14 protein-coding genes are annotated in these 21466 nt (G+C 63.6%); 6 read left to right on the forward strand and 8 right to left on the reverse strand.

All coding sequences use genetic code 11. From position 1 onward, the window contains the following. Positions 1-2 precede the first annotated feature (2 nt). From AC07OE_RS08815 to AC07OE_RS08850, 8 genes are all read right to left on the reverse strand, one after another. On the reverse strand, positions 3-2471 hold the full coding sequence (locus tag AC07OE_RS08815) for a glycogen/starch/alpha-glucan phosphorylase (protein ID WP_495070194.1): 2469 nt from the start codon (positions 2469-2471) through the stop codon (positions 3-5). Further along, positions 2468-3937 (reverse strand): glycogen synthase GlgA, encoded by a 1470-nt coding sequence (gene glgA / locus AC07OE_RS08820; RefSeq protein ID WP_495070482.1) that lies wholly within the window; start codon positions 3935-3937, stop codon positions 2468-2470. The genes AC07OE_RS08815 and glgA overlap by 4 nt, the downstream gene beginning before the upstream one ends. A 41-nt stretch (positions 3938-3978) precedes the next feature. After that, positions 3979-5283 (reverse strand): glucose-1-phosphate adenylyltransferase, encoded by a 1305-nt coding sequence (gene glgC, locus AC07OE_RS08825; RefSeq protein WP_495070195.1) that lies wholly within the window; start codon positions 5281-5283, stop codon positions 3979-3981. Positions 5284-5331: 48 nt separating this feature from the next. Next, the gene (locus tag AC07OE_RS08830) at positions 5332-6963 is read right to left on the reverse strand and encodes an alpha-D-glucose phosphate-specific phosphoglucomutase (protein ID WP_495070196.1); all 1632 of its coding nucleotides are present in this window, start codon (positions 6961-6963) and stop codon (positions 5332-5334) included. A 29-nt stretch (positions 6964-6992) separates the two neighbouring features. Continuing rightward, positions 6993-9086: a glycogen debranching protein GlgX gene (glgX, locus tag AC07OE_RS08835; RefSeq protein ID WP_495070197.1), complete on the reverse strand. Its 2094-nt coding sequence runs from the start codon at positions 9084-9086 to the stop codon at positions 6993-6995. A gap of 24 nt (positions 9087-9110) precedes the next feature. After that, positions 9111-11294: a 1,4-alpha-glucan branching protein GlgB gene (glgB, locus tag AC07OE_RS08840; protein WP_495070198.1), complete on the reverse strand. Its 2184-nt coding sequence runs from the start codon at positions 11292-11294 to the stop codon at positions 9111-9113. Positions 11295-11453: 159 nt separating this feature from the next. Next, a complete protein-coding gene (locus AC07OE_RS08845) occupies positions 11454-12422 on the reverse strand; it encodes a TraB/GumN family protein (protein ID WP_495070199.1) in 969 nt (322 codons plus the stop codon). A gap of 32 nt (positions 12423-12454) precedes the next feature. Beyond that, positions 12455-14857 (reverse strand): YgiQ family radical SAM protein, encoded by a 2403-nt coding sequence (locus AC07OE_RS08850; RefSeq protein ID WP_495070200.1) that lies wholly within the window; start codon positions 14855-14857, stop codon positions 12455-12457. 269 nt (positions 14858-15126) lie between these two features. Between AC07OE_RS08850 and AC07OE_RS08855 the strand changes: the two genes are divergently transcribed. From AC07OE_RS08855 to AC07OE_RS08880, 6 genes are all read left to right on the forward strand, one after another. After that, a complete protein-coding gene (locus AC07OE_RS08855) occupies positions 15127-15972 on the forward strand; it encodes a transporter substrate-binding domain-containing protein (protein ID WP_495070201.1) in 846 nt (281 codons plus the stop codon). Between the two features lie 71 nt (positions 15973-16043). After that, on the forward strand, positions 16044-16730 hold the full coding sequence (locus AC07OE_RS08860) for an ABC transporter permease (protein ID WP_495070202.1): 687 nt from the start codon (positions 16044-16046) through the stop codon (positions 16728-16730). After that, positions 16727-17440, forward strand: a complete 714-nt coding sequence (locus tag AC07OE_RS08865) for an ABC transporter permease (RefSeq protein ID WP_495070203.1) — start codon at positions 16727-16729, stop codon at positions 17438-17440. Before AC07OE_RS08860 ends, AC07OE_RS08865 begins: the two co-directional genes overlap by 4 nt. Positions 17441-17446: 6 nt before the next feature. Continuing rightward, complete coding sequence (locus AC07OE_RS08870; RefSeq protein ID WP_495070204.1) at positions 17447-18574, forward strand: succinylglutamate desuccinylase/aspartoacylase family protein; 1128 nt, start codon at positions 17447-17449, stop codon at positions 18572-18574. Positions 18575-18612: 38 nt separating this feature from the next. Continuing rightward, entirely contained in the window at positions 18613-19389 is a 777-nt protein-coding gene (locus AC07OE_RS08875) for an ABC transporter ATP-binding protein (RefSeq protein WP_495070205.1), read from the forward strand. A 24-nt stretch (positions 19390-19413) separates the two neighbouring features. Continuing rightward, the gene (locus AC07OE_RS08880; protein ID WP_495070206.1) at positions 19414-21462 is read left to right on the forward strand and encodes a diguanylate cyclase domain-containing protein; all 2049 of its coding nucleotides are present in this window, start codon (positions 19414-19416) and stop codon (positions 21460-21462) included. Positions 21463-21466: the final 4 nt, after the last annotated feature.

Consider the following 21466-nt stretch of genomic DNA (forward strand, 5'->3'; position numbering starts at 1 on the left):
CCCTATGAGGCCAGCTCCAGCGGCTTGCTGCGCCAAATCTTGTCTGCGTACTCCCCAATCGTCCTGTCCGAAGAAAACGGGCCCATGGCCGCCACATTGCGCAGGGCCTTGACGGTCCAGGCATCACGGTTCTGGTAAGCCACATCCACCTGCTCCTGGGCGGCGATGTAGGCTGCGTAATCGGCCAACAGCAGGTAATGGTCGCCCCAATTTACCAGCAAGTCATAGATCGCCTGGAAGCGCCCCGGCTCGTCGGGGCTGAAGAGGCCATCCCGGATAGCCTCCAGCACCGCGGTGAGCTCGGCGTTGCCCTCTGCAATAGCGCGCGGCTGGTAGCCAGCGGCGCGCGTGGCGGCCACCTGCGGCGTGGTCATGCCGAAGATGAAAATGTTGTCGGCGCCCACGTTTTCCAGGATCTCGACGTTGGCACCGTCCAGCGTGCCGATGGTGAGTGCGCCATTCAGGGCAAACTTCATGTTGCCGGTGCCGGACGCCTCAGTGCCCGCGGTGGAAATTTGCTCGGACAAATCGGCCGCAGGGATGATGCGCTCGGCCAGGCTCACGCTGTAGTTGGGGATGAACACCACCTTGAGCAGATGGCCCACACGCGGGTCGTTGTTCACCACGCTGGCCACGTTGTTGATCAGGTGGATGATCTGCTTGGCCATGTGGTAGGCCGATGCGGCCTTGCCTGCAAATACCACCACGCGGGGCACGGTCACGCTGCCGGGGTGGTTGATGATGCGCAAATAGCGCGTGACCACATGCAGCACATTGAGCAGCTGGCGCTTGTACTCGTGGATGCGCTTGACCTGCACGTCGTACAACGCATCGGTGGGGATGGTCAGGCCCATATGGGCCTGCACCCAGGCGGCCAGGCGCTCCTTGTTGGCGAGCTTGGCGCCCTGAAAGGCCTCGATCACCTTGGGGCTAGTCAACACGCCGTTCAGGCCACTGAGCTGCGTGAGGTCCCGGCGCCAGCCGGTGCCCACCTGCTTGTCCAGCACGGCGGACAGCGCCGGGTTGGCCTGCGCCAGCCAGCGGCGTGGCGTGATGCCATTGGTCTTGTTGTTGAAACGATCGGGCCAGAGGTTGGCAAAGTCCAGAAAGATGCTTTCCTTCATGAGCTCGGAGTGCAGCGCCGACACGCCGTTGACCGAGTGGCTGGTCACCACGGCCAGGTAGGCCATGCGCACGCGGCGCTCGCCGCCCTCGTCCACCAGGCTGACCTTGCGCAGCAGTTCGGCACTGCCGCCACGCTGGGAAATCTGGGCCAGGAACTGGGCGTTGATGTCGTAAATGATCTGCAGGTGGCGCGGCAGGATGCGGCCCATCATCTCCACGGGCCAGGTCTCCAGCGCCTCGTGCATGAGGGTGTGGTTGGTGTAGCTGAACACGCCCTGGCACAGGCGCCAGGCATCGGCCCAGGGCAGGTGGTGTTCGTCCAGCAGCAGGCGCATGAGCTCGGGAATGGCCAACACCGGGTGGGTGTCGTTGAGGTGGATGCTGACCTTGTTGGGCAGGTTCTCAAAGCCCGTGTGGGTGCGCAGATAGCGGCGCAGCAGATCCTGCACGCTGGCGCTGCAGAAGAAGTACTCCTGGTGCAAGCGCAGCTCGCGGCCCGAGGGCGTGGAGTCGTCCGGATAGAGCACGCGAGACACGTTCTCGGAGTGGTTCTTGGTCTCCACCGCCGCAAAGTAATTGCCACGGTTGAAGGCACCCAGGTCAATCTCCTGCGTGGCCTTGGCCGACCACAGGCGCAGCGTATTGGTGGCCTTGGTGGCATAGCCGGGGATGATGGTGTCGTAGGCCATGGCCTGCACATCGTGGCTGTCCACCCATTTGTAGGCGTCACCCTCCTTCACCACATGGCCGCCAAACTGCACGCGGTAGGTCACCTCGGGACGCGGGAACTCCCAGGGGTTGCCGTGGGTGAGCCAGTAGTCGGGCACCTCCACCTGCCGGCCGTCCACAATGGTCTGGCGGAACATGCCGTAGTCGTAACGGATGCCGTAGCCAAAGCCCGGAATGTTGAGCGTGGCCATGGAGTCGAGAAAACACGCGGCCAGGCGACCCAGGCCACCATTGCCCAGTGCCGCGTCGGGCTCCAGCTCGGTCACCGCGTCGATGTCCACACCAAAGTCGGCCAGAGCCTGCTTGACCCGCTCGCGCAGGCCCACGGCCAGCATGGCGTTGCTGAAGGTGCGGCCAATCAGAAATTCCATGCTGAGGTAGTAGACGCGCTTGGCGTCCTGTGCGTACTGGGCGCGCGTGGTGGTCATCCAGCGCTCCACCAGCTGGTCGCGCACGGCGTAGGCGGCGGCGTGCAGCCAGTCTTCGGGGCGTGCGGCCTGCGGGTCTTTGCCGACCACGAACATCAGCTTGTTGGCAATGGAGCGCTTGAGGGATTCGAGGTCGCGGCCGGGCGCGTCAAATTCAAAATTCACGGGGGTGGGCGTCGAGTTGGTCATACGTGGATCAGCTGTTGGTACAGCGCGGTGTAGTGCCCGGCGGCGGTAGTCCAGTCGAAGGCAAGCTTCATGCCGGTCTGGCGCACGCGGCTCCATTCGGCCTTGCGGTGGTACAGCGCGAAGGCCCGACGCACCGCGCGGCGGTACTGGGTTTCATCAAAATCGTCAAATACAAAACCAGTGGCGCTGCGGTCTTCCAGGGTTTCCAGGTCAGAGTCCACCACGGTGTCGGCCAAGCCACCGACCCGGCGCACCAGCGGCAGGCTGCCGTATTTCAGGCCGTACATCTGGGTCAAGCCGCAGGGCTCAAAACGCGAGGGCACCAGCGTCACATCGCTGCCCGCAAAGATGCGGTGAGCAAAGGTCTCGTCATAGCCGAGCTTGACCGCCACCCGGCCTGCGTGGGTCCTGGCCTGGGCCACAAAGGCCTGCTCCAACCCGGTCTCCCCACTGCCCAGCACCAGCAGCTGGCCACCCCGCGTGACGATCTCGTCCACCGCGGCCAGCACCAGTGGCAGGCCTTTCTGCTCGGTCAGGCGACTCACCACCGCAAACAGCGGCGCATCGGGCTCCAGCGCGAGGCCCATTTCGGCCTGGAGCACCGCCTTGTTCTGTGCCTTGCCAGCCATGCGGCGGGCGTCATACGGGTGGGCAATCAGCGCATCGGTGGCTGGGTTCCACACGCTGTCGTCCACCGCGTTCAGGATGCCGCTCAGGTGCTGGTTGCGTGCACGCAGCAGGCCGTCCAGCCCGCAGCCCTGCTCCGCCCCCTGGATCTCCCGGGCATACGTGGGGCTGACGGTGGTGATGTGGTTGGCATAAAACAGCCCCGCTTTCATGAACGAGAGCTGGCCGTGGAACTCCATGCCATGCACATGGAAGGCGCGCCCGGGCAGGCCCAGGTCGCCAAAATGTTCAGGTCCAAACACGCCCTGGTAGGCCAGATTGTGCACGGTGTAGACCGAAGGCACGTGCGGGCCGCGGCCTTCATTCCAGAGCGCCAGGCTGGCCGGAGCCAGCGCAGCGTGCCAGTCATGGCTGTGCACCAATTGGGGGCGCCACTGTGCATCCAGGCCGTGCACCACATGGGCTGCCGCCAGACCCAGCGCCGCAAAGCGCCGGTGGTTGTCGCCATAGGCCTGCTTGTTCGCATCTTCGTAGGGGTTGCCCGGCCGGTCGTACAGACCGGGAGCGATGAGCACATAGGCGCCCAGCGTGCGGCCCTCACGCGCCAGCGCGGGCAGCGTGCCGTAGACCACCTCCACGCGCTCGCCCCAGGGCATGGCAAAGCTACCCACAGGCACCGACCCATCCAGCCCTGCGCAGATGGCCGGAAAGCCCGGCAGCATCACGCGCACATCACATCCAGCCTCTTGCAAGGCCGCAGGCAGCGCCCCGGCAATGTCGGCCAGCCCTCCGGTTTTGAGCAGCGGAAAAATCTCGGCACTGACTTGCAGGATGCGCATGGATGAGGGCATTTTGGAGGTGTGGATGCGGTGGTGGGGAATCAGGGTGCCGGCAGGCGGTTCAGCATGTCCTTGGTGACCAGGACCACGCCATTTTCGGTGCGCTCGAAGCGTGCGGCATCGGCCACCGGATCTTCGCCGATCACCAGCCCTTCTGGCACGGTGCAACCGCGGTCCACCACCACGCGACTCAGGCGGCAACCGCGGCCAATGGTCACCTCGGGCAGCAACACGGCCTGGTCGATGACGCAGAAGGAGTGCACGCGCACGCTGCTGAACAGTACCGAGTTGCTCACGATGGAGCCCGACACAATGCAGCCGCCCGACACCATGGTGTTGATGGCCTGGCCGTGTTTGCCATCGGCGTCCTGCACAAACTTGGCCGGGGGCAGCTGGCGCTGGCTGGTCCAGATGGGCCAGTTAGTGTCATAAATGTCCAGCTCGGGGGTGACGGACGCCAGATCGAGGTTGGCCTCCCAGAACGCATCAATGGTCCCGACATCGCGCCAGTAGGGAATCGCGTCGGGGGTGGATGACACACAGGACATCGAGAACGGATGGGCAATCGCCCTGCCCTCGCGCACCACGCGCGGGATCACGTCCTTGCCAAAGTCGTGGCTGGAGTTGGGATTGGCAATGTCGTCTTCCAGCAGGTCGTAGAGGTATTTGGAATCGAAGATGTAGATGCCCATGCTGGCCAAGGACACGGCATCGTTGCCAGGCATGGGGGGCGGATCGGCCGGTTTTTCCACGAACTCGGTGATCTTGCGGGTATCGTCCACGGCCATCACACCGAATGCGCTCGCTTCGGCGCGTGGCACTTCAATGCAGCCCACGGTGCAGCCTGCGCCGCTGTCCACATGGTCCTTGAGCATCAGCGAGTAGTCCATCTTGTAGACGTGGTCGCCGGCGAGCACCACCACGTACTCGGGTTTGCTGCTCTGGATGATGTCCAGATTCTGGTAAATGGCATCGGCCGTGCCGCGGTACCAGTGCTCCTCGTCCACGCGCTGCTGCGCAGGCAGCAGGTCCACCATCTCGTTCAGCTCGGCACGCAGAAAACTCCAGCCGCGCTGCAGGTGGCGCAACAGCGAGTGCGACTTGTACTGGGTGATCACGCCAATGCGGCGAATGCCGGAGTTCACGCAGTTGGACAGCGCGAAGTCGACGATCCGGAACTTGCCGCCAAAGTACACCGCGGGTTTGGCACGGCGGTCGGTCAGCTGCTTGAGGCGTGAACCACGGCCTCCGGCCAGCACCAGGGCGATGGTGCGACGTACCAGCATGTGGGGCTGCATATGGCGCTCTTGCTGCACCAGGCTGCGTTGGGTCTCCGTTGTGTTCATGTTTGTCTCCTGTTCATTTTTAGTGGGGAAAGTGGGTATCGGTGTATCTCAGGTCATCACGGTCGGGTGGTCCATGCCGGTGAAGGCCCGGACTTTGGCCACGGTTTCGGCCAGTGCCACTAGCGGCTGCAAGGCCTCTTGTGCAGGCAGGTCCTGGCGGGCAGGATTGGGTTCGTGGCGCTCCAGATAGATCCGCAAGGTGGCGCCTTCCGTGCCGGTGCCCGAGAGGCGGAACACCACGCGCGAGCCGTCGGTCAGCACCACGCGCACGCCCTGCTTCTGGCTCACGCTGCCGTCCACGGGGTCGGTGTAGGCAAAGTCATCTGCAAAGGCGATGGGCAAGCCGGCCACCGTGGTGCCGCCCAGCGCGGGCAGGACCGCACGCAGCTCGCGCATCAGCGCATCGGCCTTGTCGGTGGGAATGGCCTCGTAGTCGTGGCGCGAATAGACACAGCGGCCATGCTGCTGCCACAGCGCACGCACCAGCTGCTCCACGGTCTGGCCTGTGGTGGCTACCAGGTTGAGCCAGAACAGCACGGCCCACAGGCCATCTTTTTCACGCACGTGGCTGGAGCCCGTGCCGTAGCTCTCCTCGCCGCACAGCGTGACCTTGCCCGCATCCATGAGGTTGCCAAAAAACTTCCAGCCTGTGGGCGTCTCAAAACACGGGATACCCAACGCCTTGGCCACGCGATCTACCGCAGTGCTGGTGGGCATGGAGCGCGCAACACCGGCCAGACCTGCCTTGTAGCCGGGCACCTGGGTGGCATGCGCCGCCAGCACCGCCAGGCTGTCGGACGGCGACACAACAAACTTGCGGCCCACCACCATGTTGCGGTCTGCATCACCGTCACTCGCGGCCCCCATGTCGGGCGCGTTGTCGGCAAACAGGTGGGCGATCAGGTCTTCGGCATTCACCGGGTTGGGGTCGGGGTGCAGGCCACCAAAGTCTTCCAGCGGCTCGGCATTCACCACGGTGCCGGCAGGCGCACCCAGCTCGCCCTCCAGCAATGCCTTGGCATACGGTCCACCCACGGCCCACATAGCGTCGTAGCGCAACCGGAAACCACCCGCAAACAGTGTGCGAATGGCCGCAAAGTCAAACAGGCCGCGCATCACTTCGGCATAGTCCGCCACGGGGTCGATCACCACAATCTCAGTACCTTCGAGCTGGCTGACGCCCAAAGCATCCAGCGCCACATCCTGCGTGTCGGTGGTATGGAGTTGGGTGACCTGCTGGGTGCGCGCATAGACTGCTTCAGTCACCTTCTCGGGTGCCGGTCCGCCATTGGCCACGTTGTATTTGATGCCGAAGTCGCCATCAGGCCCGCCGGGGTTGTGGCTGGCCGACAGCACGATGCCACCGCTGGCGCCGTGCTTACGGATCACGGCACTCACCGCCGGCGTGGACAGAATGCCGCCTTGCCCTACCAGCACGCGGGCGTAGCCCTTGGCCGCCGCCATGCGCAGAATGGTCTGGATCGCAACGCGGTTGTAAAAACGTCCGTCCCCCCCCACCACCAGGGTCAGGCCTGCGGCATCGGGCAGTACGTCAAACAACGCCTGCACGAAGTTCTCCAGATAGCGCGGCTGCTGGAACACAGTCACTTTTTTGCGCAACCCCGAGGTACCGGGGCGTTGGCCGTCAAACGGCGTGGTGGGCAAGGTGATGATGGACATAGGTCGTTGGGACGTAGTAACAAAACGGGTTAAGGAACAGCGGCGCTGGCCAACCAAAGACTCTGGGCTGGCACTTGCACCCGCAGTGGCAAGGCCATATCCGGTGCGGTGCCGGCATGGGTTTCCAAACGCAGGCGCCAGCGGGTCCCGGCAGGCGGCACGGGCAGAGCGAACTCCATGCTGTCAGCGGTCGGGTTGAGCAACAGCAGGCAGGCGGCGGGTGGCAGCGCAGCGGCTGGAGTCGGCGCAGGAAGCAGGTGCAACACCAGAGCGCGCTCCTGCGGGTGGTGCCAATCCGACGCGCTGAGAACCTCGCCATGTGGCGCCCACCATTGCGCTACCGGTGCGTGCTGCGGACCATGGTCGGCGCTGCTGCGCCACCAGGCCTTGCTGTGCAACAAAGGAAGTGCGCGCCGCAACGCCAACACCTGCGCCACAAAGGCCGTCAGGCTGCTATCCGCCCGGTCCCAATGCAGCCAGGTCGTGGGGTTGTCCTGGCAGTACGCGTTGTTGTTGCCGCCCTGGCTGTGGCCCAGCTCATCACCGGCCAACAGCATGGGGGTGCCCAGCGACCAGAGCAGGCCGGCCAGCAGCACGCGCTGTTGACGGGCGCGCAGTACCTGCACCTGTGGGTCATCGCTGGGGCCTTCCACGCCATTGTTCACACTCAGGTTGTGGCCATGGCCATCGCGGTTGTGCTCGCCATTGGCCTCGTTGTGGCGCTCGGCGTAGCTCACCAGGTCCATCAGCGTAAAGCCGTCGTGCGCGGTCACCAGATTCACGCTGCTGTGCGCTGCGCGCCGCATGGGGTTGAAAGCATCCACCGAGCCGGCCAGGCGGTTGGCCAGATCAGCGCGGCTGGCGCCGTGCTGCAGCCACGCGCTGCGCTGGGTATCGCGAAAGCGGTCGTTCCACTCCAGCCACCCGGCCGGAAACGCACCCAGCTGGTAACCGCCGGGGCCGATATCCCAGGGCTCGGCCACCATGAGCCGGTCGCGAAGCACCGGGTCTTGGGCCACCGCCATGAGGAATGGGGCGTTGGCCTCGAAGCGATGCCCACGGTCGGCGCCCGCGCGTGCCATTACCGGCGCAAGGTCAAAGCGGAAACCGTCCACACCAAACTCCTGCACCCAGCCACGCAGGCTGTCCATCACGGTGCGCAACACCAGCGGGTGGCTCAGGTTCAGGCAGTTGCCGCAACCGGTCCAGTTGGCGTACAGCGCGGGGTTGCTGCTGTCCAGGTGGTAGTAGGTCGCGTTATCAATGCCGCGCAGGCTGAGGGTCGGGCCGAGCTCATCGGTTTCGCCCGTGTGGTTGTAGACCACATCCAGAATGACCTCCAGCCCTGCGGCGTGCAGCGCATCCACCAGCGCGCGAAATTCGCTGCGCGGGCTGGTGCCCTGGGTTCCGCTCCAGTAGCGGTGTTCCGGGGCATTCCAGGCAATCGGGCTGTAGCCCCAGTAGTTGGACAGGCCCAAGCGGATCAGCCGCACTTCGTCCGCACGGTGTGCCACGGGCATCAGGCTCACGGTGGTGACACCCAGGCTGCGCAAATGCGCGATCGCTGCGGGATGCGCCAGGCCTGCATAGCTACCCCGCAAGGCGGCTGGCACATCCGGGTGCAAGGCGGTGAAGCCCTTCAGGTGCAGCTCGTAGAGCACACGCTGCGCGGGGTCCACCTGCACCCGCCCCTGCACAGGCGGAAGATCGCGAACAACCCGGGCCTTGAGCGCAGTGGCGGCGTTGTCGCGCGTATCCTGCTGGTTGGGGTTGCCGGGCACATGGCCCAGGTGGATATCGTCGCCATCGTAGCGGCCCACCACCTCACGTGCTGCCGGGTCCAGCAGCAATTTGGCGGGGTTAAAACGCTGGCCGTGCGCAGGGCTCCAGGGGGCATGCACACGCCAGCCGTAAACCAGGCCCGCCTCGGCACCAGGCAAAAAACCATGCCACAGGCCATCGACCGGGCCTTGCATGGGCAGGCGTTGCACCTCCCGCGTGGCACTGGTGTCAAACAAACACAGCTCCACGGCTTGCGCGTTGGGTGCCGCCAGGCAAAAGTTCACGCCCAGGTCGCGCAACTGTGCGCCCAAGGGTTGCATGTGGCCGGGTTGCAAGGTCATGACCGACTGGATCCGCGAGGTCGTTTAAGGGGTCACCCGGGTGAGCACAAGGCATGCCAATGGCGGTAAGGTCAGTACCACGGACTGCGCGCGGTGATGGGCGGCAACCGCATCGGTGCTCAATTCGCCATTGCCCACACCGCTGCCACCGTACACCACGTTGTCGGTGTTGATCAGTTCTCGCCAGGTACCTGCGCTGGGCATGCCAATACGATACCCATAGCGCGGCAGGGGCGTGAAGTTGCACACCACAACGGCGCTCTCGCCCTTTTGACCATGGCGCACAAATGCCACGACCGACTGGGTCGCATCCTCATGGGCGATCCAGTCGAACCCATCACTTTGCACGTCCTGCTGGTGCAACGCCGGGAAGGCCTGGTACACCCGGTTCAGGTCGCGCACCAGGCGCTGCACGCCCTGGTGGGCAGGCTGCTGTTCCAGCGGCCAGGAGAGTTCTGTCCCATCGGCCCATTCGGTCGGTTGTGCGAGTTCCCCGCCCATGAACAACAGCTTCTTGCCCGGGTAGGCCCACATGAAACCGTAGAGCGCGCGCAGGTTGGCAAAGCGCTGCCACTCGTCGCCCGGCATCTTGCCCAGCAGCGAGCCCTTGCCGTGGACCACTTCGTCATGTGAGAGCGGCAACACAAAGTTTTCCGTGAAGGCGTACATCAGCCCGAAGGTGAGCTGGTTGTGGTGGTGCCGGCGGTGCACCGGGTCCAGCGACGCGTACTTCAGCGTGTCGTGCATCCAGCCCATGTTCCATTTGTAGTGAAAGCCCAGGCCGCCGCTTTGCAGGTCTGCGCTGGGCGGGCGGCTCACGCCGGGGAAGGCGGTGGACTCTTCGGCCAACGTGATGGCGCCGGGCCGCTCGGTGCCCACAGTGTGGTTCATGCGGCGCAAAAACTCAATCGCCTCCAGGTTCTCGCGCCCGCCGTGTTTGTTGGGAATCCACTGCCCTTCCTCTCGGCTGTAATCGCGGTACAGCATGGAGGCCACGGCGTCCACGCGCAGGCCGTCGATGCCATAGCGTTCCAGCCAGTACAGCGCGTTGCCGACCAGGAAGTTGCGCACCTCGGTGCGGCCAAAGTTGTAGATCAGCGTGTTCCAGTCCTGGTGAAAGCCTTCCTTGGGGTCGGCGTATTCGTACAGGTGGGTGCCGTCAAACTCGGCCAGGCCATGTGCGTCACTGGGGAAGTGCGCGGGCACCCAGTCCAGAATCACGCCCAGACCGGCGGCATGCGCAGCGTCCACAAAGAACTTGAAGTCTTCGGGTGAGCCAAAGCGCGACGTAGGCGCAAACAGGCCCAGCGGCTGGTAGCCCCAGGAGCCGTCAAACGGGTGCTCGCTGACAGGCAGCAACTCCAGGTGGGTAAAGCCCATTTCCTTAGCGTATGGCACCAACGTGTCGGCGAGTTCGCGGTAGCTGAGCCAGCGCCAGCCATCGGCCTTGCGCCAGGAGCCCAGGTGCACCTCATAAATGCTGATGGGCTTGTCGAATGCATTGGCTGCCGCGCGGTCCGCGCGCATGGGCAAGCGCGGTGGCAGCGGATAGACCACGCTGGCGGTGTCGGGCCGCAGCTGGGCGTGAAAGGCAAAGGGATCGGCCTTGACGGCGATCTGGCCGCGTGCGCCGAGGATTTCAAACTTGTAGAGATCGCCTTGGGCGACGTCGGGGATGAAAATTTCCCACACGCCACACTCGCGCCGCAAGCGCATGGGGTGACGCCGGCCATCCCACTGGTTGAACGAGCCCACCACCGAGACACGGCGGGCATTCGGTGCCCACACGGCAAAGCTGGCCCCCGACACGCCGTTGATGCAAACCAGGTGTGCGCCCAGGCACTCAAACGGGCGCTGGTGCGTGCCCTCTGCCAAGAGCCACAGGTCCAGGTCTTGCAGCACCAGAGGAAAGTTGTAGGGGTCTTCGATCAGTTGCTCCGGGCCATCAGCCCACTGCACGCGCAGCAGATAGGCAAAGGGCGCTAGGCCGGCCTCCAGCAACACGCCAAACACATCGGTGCCTGCTTGACGCGCCAGTGCAGCACGCACCAGCCCCGTGGTTTTGTCCACCAGATCCACCGCAGTGGCACCCGGCAACAGGGCGTTGAGCGCCAAGCCGTCGGGACGGGAATGCATGCCCAATACGCCAAAAGGATCGGGGTGCTCTGCCCGCATCAGTGCGGACAGGTCGTGGTCTTGCAGCGTCATGGTGTGGGGGTCGGCACCGGGGTGCCGCCGCTTTGTCTCTTGTTGACGAACAGCTTAGTGCATTCTCAAGGCGTTTTACTTAATCAATACCCCTGCACTGCCTCCAAACCCCAATTTGTAACCGCTTTTGTTGCGAGTTACCGATACGCAAGCCTCGATTTAGCGTAGCCGTTCGACTTGGTAGCCCCGCGCAGCCAGCAAGGCCGGCAGCCCTTGCGGCCCCGCCATGTGCAAACTGCCCACCGCCACCAGCAGCTTTTTACCCCCCATGTGCAAGGCGTCCACACGCTGCGCGAGGCCGGGATTGCGGTCATCCAGCAGGCGGCGCATCTGCTCCTTTTCATTGGGCGTGCTGGCACACTCGCACCATTCGCTGTAGCGGGAGAGCGCATCGAAATCGGCCGTATCCCAGACCTGCACAGTGCGCAACAGCATCTTGCGCAAACGGTCGGACTCCAGGTCATCCAGCCCCTCACGGACCACAGCGGTGGCTTCAGCAGCGTTGCGGGCCAGCAAAGCGTGCATTTGCTCCTGCACGGTTTCCAGCGACACCACAGGGCGGGCCATGCTGCGCGCCACCAGGGACAGCAACACCTCAGAGCCATAGGTGGGGTCCAGCCCGTCGCGCCGCCCCGCCAAGGCGGACAGGGTAATAAGCTGCATTTCGGCCGGCGTCGTGTCCACGTCCTGGGTCGGCAGACACTGGGCCTGCAATTGGCGTAACAGCCGCGCCCGCAGCGCCGCGGTCAAGGGCCGCAGCTTCACCCGCGCCATGCCTGCCGCCATCTCGCGCTGCACATCGGCATTCAACGGATCCAGTTCCAGCGCGAGTGTGTCGGTGGCTTGCAGTGCCTCCCGCAACAAGGGGCCCGCCGCCATCCATTCAGCACGTCCCACATGCAAGGTGCCGTAGAGGTAGGAGTTGTGGCCGCCCTTGCTCACCCGCCACAGCAGGCCGTGGTCTTGGGCTTGGGCTGCGGCGGCTTGGAACAGCGTGTCATTCAGCGGCTGGGCGGCAGGCGGGCAAGTGCCATCCGCCCCCTCTGCGGCCACGGCGCCAACACTACCGAGCAGCCAGCCCAGCATGCAGATTGCTATGAATTGAATAGCTGCTCGCGCAGATCGCATGGGGGCTAGCGGCCTTTTGGGCTTACAAGAGCCTAGCGTGGCTTGCGCGGCAGCCGGGCGCTAGACTTGGCCGCTCCGGTCACACGCGGGGGCAAGCCTGTGTGCTGGGTTAGCATGCGGCCCTTGACCGGCTTCACTGCCGCAGCCGTCTTGGCCGGTGCCACGGTGGAGTTCTTCTTACGCGCGCTTTGGTAGCTGCCATCCACCAACGGCTGGAAGGTGGGGATCAGATGGTGCTTGCCATTGCCCACCAGATCGGCGCGGCCCATGGCTTTGAGGGCCTCACGCAGGAGCGGCCAGTTGTTGGGATCGTGGTAGCGCAGAAAGGCCTTGTGCAGGCGGCGGCGTTTCTCGCCGCGCACGATGTCCACGGTCTCTTCATCGCTCTGCGCGGTGCGGTGCACGCGCTTGAGCGTGTTGCGGCCCGAGTGGTACATGGCCGTGGCGGTGGCCATGGGGCTGGGGTAGAAGGTCTGCACTTGGTCGGCGCGAAAACCGTTCTTCTTCAGCCAGATGGCCAGGTTCATCATGTCTTCATCGGACGTGCCCGGGTGGGCGGCAATGAAGTAGGGAATCAGGAACTGCTTTTTGCCCGCCTCAGTGCTGAATTTCTCGAACAGCTGCTTGAACTTGTCGTAGCTGCCGATGCCGGGCTTCATCATCTTGGTCAGCGGCCCCTGCTCGGTGTGCTCGGGGGCGATCTTGAGGTAGCCACCCACATGGTGCTGTACCAGTTCCTTGACGTACTCAGGGCTCTTCACGGCCAGGTCGTAGCGCAGACCGGAGCCAATCAGGATTTTCTTGATGCCCTTCAAGGCGCGCGCACGGCGGTAGATCTTGATCAGCGGGTCGTGGTTGGTGGTCAGGTTCTGGCAGATGCCGGGGTAGACGCAGCTGGGCTTGCGGCAAGCGGCCTCGATCTCGGGGCTGCGACAGCCCAGTCGGTACATATTGGCCGTGGGGCCGCCCAGGTCGGAGATGGTGCCGGTGAAGCCCTTCACCTTGTCGCGGATGTCTTCGACTTCCTTGATGATGGACTCTTCCGAGCGGCTCTGGATGATGCGGCCCTCATGCTCGGTGATCGAGCAGAAGGTACAGCCACCAAAGCAGCCGCGCATGATGTTCACCGAGAAACGGATCATTTCCCAGGCGGGAATCTTGGTGGCACCGTCATGGCTGCCGTTCTCGTCGGCATAGCTGGGGTGCGGGCCACGCGCATACGGCAGGTCAAACACCATGTCCATCTCCGCCGTGGTCAGTGGGATGGGAGGCGGGTTGATCCAGACATCCCGTGCCGTGGTGCCCTCGCCGTGCGCCTGTACCAGCGCGCGCGCGTTGCCGGGGTTGGTTTCCAGGTGCAGCACCCGGTTGGCGTGAGCGTAGAGGATGGGGTCGCTCTTCACCTGCTCGTAGCTGGGCAGGCGGATGACCGAGCGCTCACGCGGTGGCACCTTGTACTTGCCCAGGCCATGCAGTGCAGGGTTCGGCACAAACTTCAAGGGCTGTATGGTCACAGCCCCCGTCGGTATTGCACTACCAGCTCCTGAATTCATAGCGCCACCCGCCTCGGCAGCCTGCGCCACGGCCTTGGCTTCGTCTTCCTTGGCGCAGGTGGCGCCGTTTTCGGCGGCCTGCTCGCTGGTGGTCATGTAGGGGTTGATGTGGGCTTCCACACGACCCGGCTCGTCCACGGTGGTGGAGGTGATCTCAAACCACCCCTTGCCAGTCTCATCGTCGGACCGACGCACAAAAGCGGTGCCACGCACATCGGTGATCTGCTCCACCGGCTCCTTGGCCGCCAGGCGATGGGCGATTTCGACGATCGCGCGCTCGGCGTTGCCGTACAGCAGCAGGTCGCACTTGGCGTCCACCACGATGCTGCGGCGCACCTTGTCGCTCCAGTAGTCGTAGTGGGCAATACGGCGCAGGCTGCCTTCGATACCACCCAGGATGATGGGCACGTCCTTGTAGGCCTCGCGGCAACGCTGGCTGTAGACGATGGCAGCGCGGTCGGGGCGCTTGCCGCCCACATCGCCCGGCGTGTAGGCATCATCACTGCGGATTTTGCGGTCCGCCGTGTAGCGGTTGATCATGGAATCCATGTTGCCACTGGTCACGCCCCAGAACAGATCGGGCTTGCCCAGGGCCTTGAAAGCTTCGGCGCTGGACCAGTCAGGCTGGGCAATGATGCCGACCCGAAAACCCTGGGCCTCCAGCATGCGGCCAATGACGGCCATCCCAAAGCTGGGGTGATCTACATAGGCGTCGCCGGTCACCAGAATGACGTCGCAGCTGTCCCAGCCCAGTTTGTCCATCTCGGCGCGGCTCATCGGCAAGAAACCGGCCGTGCCAAAGCGGGCTGCCCAGTACTTGCGGTAACTGGACAGCGGCTTGGCGGCGCGCGCGAAAAAGGAGACGTCGACTGGGGCGTTCATGGGCAATCCGGGGGTAACCCCAGAGTGTAAGGTTTTGTGCCTGTTCACGCACCCGCAGGGACAAGCGCGACAGGGAGAGGCAAAGCGCAATCGGAACTTTGCAAGCTGTTCGCCAGCGGAAAGCGCCAAATGCCTGATTTTCCACGGTAAAAACCCCAATGCACTGGTGTGGGGCGGCATCAAATTTGCTGTGCTTAGCCCGTAGAATGATTTTTCTTACATTTTCAAACCGCCGGGAATGCGTTTCCGGTATTTCAAAGGATCTATCCATGAAGAAACTCCTGCTGGCTCTGGCAGTGACCTCCCTTTTGGCCGCCTGTGGCAAAAAAGAAGAAGCTGCGCCCGCAGCGCCTGCGGCTCCCGCGTCGGCTCCCGCCGCTGCCGCGGCCGCGCCCGAAGAGGCCGTGTTGAAGGTCGCCATCGACCCCACCTACGAACCCTTCACCTTTAAGTCCGCCGACGGCAAGCCCACCGGATTTGACGTGGACATTGCATCCGCCCTGTGCGAGCAAATCAAGCGCAAGTGCGAGTTCGTGGAACAAGTCTGGGACAGCATGATCCCCGGTCTGAACGCCAAGAAGTACGACGTCATCATCAGCTCCATGTCCATCACTGACGAGCGCCTGAAGGAAGTCGACTTCACCGACAAGTACTACAACACCCCCAGCCGCATCGTGCTGAAGAAGACCGTCAAGTACACCGACCCCGCCTCCATCAAGGGCAAGAAGATTGGTGTTCTGAAGGGTTCCACCCAGGAAAAATACGCACTGGGCGACTTGAAGCCCGCTGGCGTGATCGTGAACTCCTACGAAGCACAAGACCAGGTTTACCTGGACATCAAGTCGGGGCGCCTGGACGGTACCGTGGCCGACTACATGGAAGTCACCGGTGGTTTCCTGTCCAAGCCCGAAGGCGCCAACTACCAGTTGGTCGGACCTGACCTGAAGGACCCCAAGTACTACGGCTACGGCGCCGGCATCGCCCTGCGCAAGGGTGAAGACAAGCTCAAGGCCGAGCTGAACGACGCCATCAAGGCCATCCGCAGCAACGGCACCTACAAGACCCTGAACGACAAGTACTTTGCCAAGTACAACATTGACGTTTACGGCGAATAAATCTTGTAATTGCTCAACCAGCGGGGCGCGTTTCTGCGCCCCGTTGCGTTAAACGCTACCCCAGCCCCTCCATGAATGCTTATTACATCGCAATCCTGCAAGGCTCGGTCCTGACCGTCGGCGTCTCGCTTTGCGCCCTGTTGGTATCCATCATCCTGGGCCTGCTTGGCGCTGCGGCCAAACTCTCGGGGCGCCCGGTGCTGGTGTCCATTGCCTCAACTTACACCACCGTCATCCGCGGGGTGCCTGATCTGGTCGTCATGCTGCTGGTGTTTTACGGTGGCACCATCGGCCTGAACCATCTGCTGGAGCTTTCTGGCAGCAAAGCCACCATCGATATCAATCCCTTTGCCGCAGGGGTGCTCACCCTGGGCTTCATTTACGGCGCCTACATGACGGAAACCTTCCGCGGCGCCATCCTTTCCATCCCCAAAGGCCAGATGGAAGCCGCCTGGGCCTTTGGCATGGGGCCAGTGCGAACCTTTGTGCGCATCACCACGCCGCAAATGGTGCGCTACGCCCTCCCCGGCTTCACGAACAACTGGCTGGTCCTGATCAAGTCCACCGCGCTGGTGAGCCTGATTGGCCTGAAGGAAATGACCTACCTCTCCAAACAGGCCAGTGCCGCCACGCGCTCGCCATTTGCGTTCTTCCTGTTCACCGCAGCCCTGTTCCTGATCTACACCACCATCTCGCTGTACGCACTGCGCAAGCTCAATGCGCGCTACAGCCTGGGCACCAAGCGGGGTGAGCTATGAAATGGTATGTAATTTTTGAGCCCCAGAACCTGGAGCTCTACACCACCGGCATTCTCACCACGCTAGGGTTGCTGTTCTCTTCGCTGGGCATTGGCGCCGTATTGGCACTGATCTTCGCGCTGCTGCTCACCGGCCCCTGGGCCCCACTGCGCTGGATCGTCGGCGCCTACACCTACGTCATCCGCGGCACGCCGCTGCTGATTCAGGTCTACCTGATTTATTACGGCTTGGGCCAACTGGAATGGATACAGGCGCGCTGGGACGATGTCTGGCCCTGGACGAATTTCAAGGAACCCTTCTTCTGCGCGCTACTGGCCTTCAGCCTGAACACCGCGGGCTACACGGCCGAAATGCTGGCCGGCGCCATTCGCGAAACATCTGCGGGCGAAATCGAATCGGCCCAGGCGTATGGCATGAGCCGGTTCCAGGTCATGCGCTACATCGTGCTGCCCAGCGCACTGCGGCGCACCTTGCCGGCGTACAGCAACGAAGTGGTCATGATGCTGCAAAGCACCAGCCTGGCCAGTGCGGTACCCAGCATGCTGGACGTGACTGCGGCGGCCAGCCGCGTCTACTCGGACTATTACCTGCCGTTTGAAGCCTATATTGCCGCGGCGGCCATTTACTTGGTCGCATCGTTCTGCCTGATCGGCATCTTCCGACTGGCAGAAAAGCAATTCCTGGCCTACCTCGCGCCCCGCAAGCACTAAGACGCCATGCAACGCATCGACCACCCCCTGCTTTCCAACAGCCTGGGCAGCCATCGCAGCCTCAGCAGCTTCCACTACGGCACACCGGGCCGAGGCCCCAAGGTCTACATCCAGGCCAGCCTGCATGCCGAAGAACTCCCCGGCATGCTGGTGGCCCACCACCTGCGCGCCCACCTGGATGCGGCCGAGGTGGCCGGCGCCATCGTGGGCGAAGTGATCCTGGTGCCCGTGGCCAACCCGATTGGCCTGGCCCAGCGCGTGGACCACAAGCCCATGGGCCGCTTCGAGCTGGACAGCTCCGAAAACTTCAACCGCCACTACCCCGATCTGGCGCAGGCCGTGTTCCCGGTGGTGAAAGACGCGCTGGGCGCCGACCCGGCCGCCAATGTGGCAGCGGTGCGCCGTGCCATGGGCCAGTACCTGAAGGCATGGAAGCCTGCCACCGAGCTGCAAAGCCTGCGCCGCACCCTGCTGGCATTGGCCCATGACGCGGACTACGTGATCGACCTGCATTGCGACTGCGAAGGCGTGATGCATTTCTACACCGAGGAAAGCTGCTGGCCCCAACTCGCACCGTTGGCCCATTTGCTCCAGGCCCGTGCCATCCTGCTGGCCAAGAACTCCGGTGGCGGTCCGTTCGACGAATGCCTGTCCGGGGCCTGGTGGCAGCTGGCCGAAGCCCTCAAATCCGCGGGTCGCAGCGCTCCGCTGCCCCAGGGTTGCTGCAGCACCACGGTGGAGCTGCGGGGTGAGGCCGATGTCACCCACGCCTGGGCGCGCGAAGACGCCGCGGCCGTATTCGCCTTTCTGCAACATAGCGGAGCCATTGCGGGAGGCCCGGTGGTGGTTCCAGATGCCCGATGTGATGCCACGCCGCTGGCAGGTTCCGAAACCCTGAATACCCCGGTGCCCGGCGTCGTGGTCTACGCAGCCGATGTGGGCCAGACACTGAAGGTGGGCGACCTGGTCGCCGAGATCATCGACCCCATTGCCAACACCACCCACCGCGTGGTGGCCGGTGTGGCCGGCGTGTTTTACGCGCGGGTACGCGACCGCTATGCCATCTCGGGCGCAGAAATCGGCAAGATCGCCGGCGCCATCCCTTTCCGAACCGGGGAGCTGCTGGGCGCCTGAGCGCCCTGCCCCACTCCAACGCTTTACCCTGCACTGCAATGACCAGCAAACCTCTCAAACTCCAGGTTGAAAACATCCACAAGCGCTTTGGCAGCAATGAGGTGCTCAAGGGCGTGTCCCTGTCCGCCCATGCGGGCGATGTGATCAGCATCATTGGCAGCTCCGGCTCGGGCAAGAGCACGTTTTTGCGCTGCATCAACATGCTGGAACGCCCGCACCAGGGCCGCATCAACGTGGCAGGTGAAGAGCTGGTGCTGGTGCCCGGCCCCACAGGCGAACTGGTGGCCAAAGACGCCAAGCAGTTGCAGCGCCTGCGCACGCGTCTGGCCATGGTGTTCCAGCACTTCAACCTCTGGGCCCACATGACCGTGTTGCAAAACATCATCGAGGTCCCGGTCCATGTGCTGGGCATTCCCAAAGACCAGGCCGTGGACACCGCGCGCAAGTACCTGGCCAAGGTGGGCCTGTCCAACGTGGAGGACCGCTACCCCGCCCACATGAGCGGTGGCCAGCAGCAACGCGTGGCGATTGCCCGTGCGCTGGCCGTAGAACCCGAAGTCATGTTGTTCGACGAGCCCACCAGTGCGCTGGACCCCGAGCTGGTGTCCGAGGTTCTCAAGGTCATGAAGAACCTAGCGCAGGAAGGCCGCACCATGGTGGTTGTGACCCATGAGATGGGTTTTGCCCGTGAAGTGGCCAACCACCTGATCTTTTTGCACAAGGGCCTGGTCGAGGAAGAAGGCAACCCCGCCCAGGTGCTGGCCAACCCCAAGAGTGAGCGCCTGGCGCAGTTTCTGTCGGGCAGCCTGAAGTAAGCACGGCACCTTACCCCACACGCCATGCCGCTGCGGGAAACCTCCACGCTCTTTGAGCAGCTGCCCATCGGGGCGTATCGCTCCAGCGTGGATGGCAAGCTGCTCAAAGTCAACGCGGCTTTTTTGCGCCTCAACGGCTACAGCAGCGAAGAGGAGATGCAGCAACACCTGCAAGACCATGGCCGCGACCCCTATGTGCACCCCCAACGGCGCGAGAAGTTTGCCGAACTGATCCTGTCCCAGGGCCAGGTTACCAACTTTGTCTCGGAGATGTACCGGTTGAAAACCGGCGAGCGCATCTGGGTCCGCGAGCACGCCCACGTGATGCTGGGAGAGGACGGCGAAGTGCTGTACTTCGAGGGCACCATGGAGGACATCACGCGTGAACGCGCGTCAAGGGCCGCCATGCGCAAGAGCGAGGCGTTGCTGCGCAACGTGCTGCAAACCATCCCCGACCAGGTCTGGCTCAAGGACATTGATGGCGTCTACCTGACCTGCAATGACGCTTTTGCGAATCACCTGGGCATCACGCCCGCCGACATCATCGGCACGCGCGATGCGCACTGGGTGGAAGAGTCGGTGGCGGAGACCTTTCTGGCCAGCGACCGCTGGGCCATCCAGGCCGGCCGCTCGGTCACGTTTGAGGAAAACGCCTTCACCACCATCAACCCCAAGGGCGATCTGTTTGAGGTGACCAAAACGCCCATGCGCGACAACGATGGCAACGTCATTGGCGTGCTCGGCATGTCCCGCAACATTCAGGAGCGCAAGGTGGCCGAAGCCCTGCTGCGCGATACCACCGAGCAGCTGGAGCTGGCCATCATGGGTGCAGACCTCGGCCGCTGGGACCACGACTTGACCAATGAGCGCGGCTATTTTCTGGACGCACGCTCCTGCCAGATGCTGGGGCGCGATCCGCGCGAAAGCGAGTTTGGGCGCGCCTGGGGCCATCTGGTACACCCGGACGATCTGAGCAGCGCCATGCAGGCCATGCGCGGCCACCTGACCGGTAGCTCTTCGGCCTACCAGGCCGAATACCGCGCGCGCCATACGGATGGCCGCTGGATCTGGCTCAGCAGCCGCGGCAAGGTGGTGCAGTTCAGCAAGGACGGCGCGCCCCAGCGCATGGTGGGCACGCTGATGGACATTTCGGGCCGCAAACAGGCCGAAGCCGAGTTGCAAGCCACCCAGGCCGAGCTGCAGGCCACGCTGACGGCCCTGCCCGACCTGCTGTTCGAATTCAACGCTACCGGCCACTACCGCGCCGTGCACAGCCGCGACGTCGCCATGCTGTCTCGCCCCCCCGAGGTGCTACTGAACCGCGCCGTGGATGAAGTGCTCCCCAAAGACGCGGCCGACGCATGCATGGCCGCGCTGCGTGAGGCCCAGGCCAACGGTCGTTCGCACGGCATGCAGTACAGCCTGGAGTTGGCCGCAGGCAAGCTGTGGTTTGAACTGTCGGTGGTGCGCAAACCCACGGTTCCTGGCGAAGAAGAGCGCTTTATCGCGATTGCGCGCGACATCACAGAACGCAAGAACTCCGAAGAGGCGATCCGCCACCTGGCTTTCCATGACACGCTGACCGGCCTGCCCAACCGCCGCCTGCTCACCGATCGCCTGCAGCAGGCCCTGGGCGCAAGCCACCGCAAGGGGGAACATGGTGCGCTGATGTTCCTGGACCTGGACCAGTTCAAGCAGTTGAACGACACCCATGGCCACGACGTAGGCGACCTGCTGCTGCAGGAAGTGGCGCGACGCCTGCAGCAAAGCATTCGCGCGATAGACACCGTGGCACGCTTGGGCGGTGATGAGTTTGTGGTGCTGGTACAGGACCTGAGCGCCGATGTTGAAGAGGCCCGCCTGCATGCCACCACCGTCGGCCACAAGATTCTGGCCAGCCTGAACGACCCCTACTTGCTCAACGCCCACCTGCACACCACCACCCCCAGCATCGGCATTACACTGTTCCAAGGCGAGGACATGGTGCCCAACGACGTGCTCAAGCAGGCCGACACGGCCATGTACCAAGCCAAGGCCAACGGTAGAAACACCCTGTGTTTCTACCAACCCTGAAAGC

The sequence above is a fragment of the Rhodoferax sp. GW821-FHT09E07 genome, assembly GCF_059416145.1.

Bases quoted from the DNA above. Each gene is read 5' to 3' on its own strand.
- AC07OE_RS08815 (WP_495070194.1), bottom strand. From the start codon at position 2,471: ATGACCAACTCGACGCCCACCCCCGTGAATTTTGAATTTGACGCGCCC.
- glgA (WP_495070482.1), bottom strand. From the start codon at position 3,937: ATGCGCATCCTGCAAGTCAGTGCCGAGATTTTTCCGCTGCTCAAAACC.
- glgC (WP_495070195.1), bottom strand. From the start codon at position 5,283: ATGAACACAACGGAGACCCAACGCAGCCTGGTGCAGCAAGAGCGCCAT.
- AC07OE_RS08830 (WP_495070196.1), bottom strand. From the start codon at position 6,963: ATGTCCATCATCACCTTGCCCACCACGCCGTTTGACGGCCAACGCCCC.
- glgX (WP_495070197.1), bottom strand. From the start codon at position 9,086: ATGACCTTGCAACCCGGCCACATGCAACCCTTGGGCGCACAGTTGCGC.
- glgB (WP_495070198.1), bottom strand. From the start codon at position 11,294: ATGACGCTGCAAGACCACGACCTGTCCGCACTGATGCGGGCAGAGCAC.
- AC07OE_RS08845 (WP_495070199.1), bottom strand. From the start codon at position 12,422: ATGCGATCTGCGCGAGCAGCTATTCAATTCATAGCAATCTGCATGCTG.
- AC07OE_RS08850 (WP_495070200.1), bottom strand. From the start codon at position 14,857: ATGAACGCCCCAGTCGACGTCTCCTTTTTCGCGCGCGCCGCCAAGCCG.
- AC07OE_RS08855 (WP_495070201.1), top strand. From the start codon at position 15,127: ATGAAGAAACTCCTGCTGGCTCTGGCAGTGACCTCCCTTTTGGCCGCC.
- AC07OE_RS08860 (WP_495070202.1), top strand. From the start codon at position 16,044: ATGAATGCTTATTACATCGCAATCCTGCAAGGCTCGGTCCTGACCGTC.
- AC07OE_RS08865 (WP_495070203.1), top strand. From the start codon at position 16,727: ATGAAATGGTATGTAATTTTTGAGCCCCAGAACCTGGAGCTCTACACC.
- AC07OE_RS08870 (WP_495070204.1), top strand. From the start codon at position 17,447: ATGCAACGCATCGACCACCCCCTGCTTTCCAACAGCCTGGGCAGCCAT.
- AC07OE_RS08875 (WP_495070205.1), top strand. From the start codon at position 18,613: ATGACCAGCAAACCTCTCAAACTCCAGGTTGAAAACATCCACAAGCGC.
- AC07OE_RS08880 (WP_495070206.1), top strand. From the start codon at position 19,414: ATGCCGCTGCGGGAAACCTCCACGCTCTTTGAGCAGCTGCCCATCGGG.